Annotated in this window: 2 protein-coding genes; both read left to right on the top strand. The window is 57.4% G+C overall.

Translation table 11 applies throughout. From position 1 onward, the window contains the following. Nucleotides 1-545: 1-acyl-sn-glycerol-3-phosphate acyltransferase (locus tag A3730_RS06790; RefSeq protein WP_063537766.1), on the top strand; the 545-nt coding region annotated here is incomplete at its 5' end. A gap of 325 nt (nt 546-870) precedes the next feature. Continuing rightward, nucleotides 871-1,084, top strand: a 214-nt coding sequence (locus A3730_RS06785; RefSeq protein ID WP_156501002.1) for an SDR family NAD(P)-dependent oxidoreductase, incomplete at its 3' end; no start/stop codon positions are given.

The following is a 1,084-nucleotide window of genomic DNA, read 5'->3' as shown; positions in this document are numbered from 1 at the left end:
ATCTATTGCCCGGGCAAAGCTACGTGATCGTCGCCAACCATCTTAGCCAGTTCGATATTTTTGTCCTGTATGGCTACCTGGGCGTGGATTTTCGCTGGGTGATGAAACACGAGCTGCGCAAAATCCCGGTTATTGGCATCTGCTGTGAAAAACTCGGCCATGTTTTCATCAACCGCGACAACACCGAAGCTGCCATTGCATCGCTCAATGCGGCCCGCGCACGGCTGGCCAACGGCGCCAGCGTGCTGTTCTTTCCTGAAGGCACCCGCAGTCGCGACGGGCAATTAAAACCCTTCAAGAAAGGCGCGTTCAAAATGGCCCAGGAACTGGGCATGCCGGTATTGCCGGTCACCTTGTCAGGGACCTTCGACATTTTGCCCGCCGGCACCCTGCGGCTTCACCCCGGTGCCAGCGCCCGCCTTATTCTGCACCCACCACTCAGCGTGACTGGCAACAGTGACGCTGAACTACAAAACCTGGTCCGCCAAAGCCGGGAAGCGATCGCAACCCCGCTGAGTGACAGCTGCCCCCAACCATCGCTGTAACCAAGGCTAGACCGCAGCGACAGCCCACCGCGTCGCCAATGCCACGACACCAGCACCTTGTCTGACAAGATTGGCCCATTCTGCAGTGACAAAGTGTCTACACTCGGTCGCCAACTTAAGTTGAAAGTTAAAAGTTCAAAGTTGAACGTGCGGGCAGGTCAGTACCAACCGAACGGATCGACGGCCGCGAAAAGCCGCGACGGCCTGCTACCTGACATGGCGACGCGGGCCCTGACAACCTCTCTCGCGCGTTTAAACTTTGAACTTTCAACTTGCCACACGCTTATACATGCCCTCTCCTGCGGGAGCGGATACAGGAGCCATCATGAAGAATTTCAAAGATAAAGTTGCCGNCATCACCGGTGCCGGCTCCGGCATCGGCCGTGCCCTGGCCATGGAACTGGCCGCCTCTGGCGCAAAATTGGCTATCTCGGACATTAACGAAGCCGGCCTGAAAGAAACCGCCAACAACCTGAACCTCGGCGAAGACCGCCTGATGACCAAGATTCTCGACGTGGCCGACCGCCAGGCGTTCTACG

Source organism: Alcanivorax sp. HI0044 (assembly GCF_001634945.1).
This window is presented reverse-complemented; position numbering and strand designations above follow the sequence as displayed.